Genomic DNA, 871 nt, shown 5'->3' with positions numbered 1-871 from the left:
AGCTGCTCCATGATCCCCCCAGGACCGACCAGATCTTCCGGCTTCTGGTAGTCCTTCATCAGCTCTTCAATGATCGCCGCACTGATCCCAGGCTTCTTGCCTCCTCGGTCCTGCCCTTCCTGCTCGTTGTTCGCGGTCACTTCCCTTTCCATTTTCATCTCCTTCTACTTCGGTTGTGACCCACACACAAATTTTCGGATAGGCTCTAGTGTCATACCGAAAGGGGCAGCTCCCGCTATGGCTCTCCTACGTCGCACCGCGCCACTCCTCGACTCCACAATGACGCTCCGTAAGCCCGAAAGGATCGCTTTGGTCCCTTCCTCCTCGCATAAAAAGGCCTCGTAGACTTCGTTCGCCGCATCGTCCTGTAAGGCGATCAGATCCGGCTGCCATCCCAACCCCGGAATCCAATCACGAGGGCTCCCGTCCACAGGCAAGAGCATCCCCCGCATCGGCCTCCGCTCTCGCTCCCGCCGATGAACCCGCCCCCGCTTCCGCTTGCCCAGCAGTCCAGCCGTCTGCAACGCACAGCTGACCCAGGAATAGCTCAACTCAATCCCATGCTCCTCCCGAAGCTTCTCGTGAAAATGCCGCCCGTTCCATCCCTCGTAGCGCTCCCGATCGAGCCCAAGAACCTTCTCCACCGTCTCCATTGGCATCCTCCGCAGGCTAGTACATCGCGTCATAATTACGTGACATAACAGTGCAGACTAGGTATTATGGCTTTCATTATGGGAGCCATTTTAAGTGCATTACCGATTCGCGAAGAGCAGAGAGAAGAGTTAGAAGACATCGTCCGCAAGAGGAATGCGAAAGCCGGGTTGGTGATGAGAGCACGGATAATTCTGATGGCTGCCGATGGGGTTTCCAG

The 871-nt window shown here is 56.5% G+C and carries 1 protein-coding gene; it reads right to left on the bottom strand.

The window, feature by feature from the left end:
• Positions 1-164: 164 nt before the first annotated feature.
• Positions 165-686: a hypothetical protein gene (locus tag A37A_RS18635; RefSeq protein WP_231363953.1), complete on the bottom strand. Its 522-nt coding sequence runs from the start codon at positions 684-686 to the stop codon at positions 165-167.
• Positions 687-871: the final 185 nt, after the last annotated feature.

Source organism: Verrucomicrobium sp. 3C (assembly GCF_000379365.1).
Taxonomy (GTDB): Bacteria; Verrucomicrobiota; Verrucomicrobiia; order Methylacidiphilales; family Methylacidiphilaceae; genus Methylacidimicrobium.
This window is presented reverse-complemented; position numbering and strand designations above follow the sequence as displayed.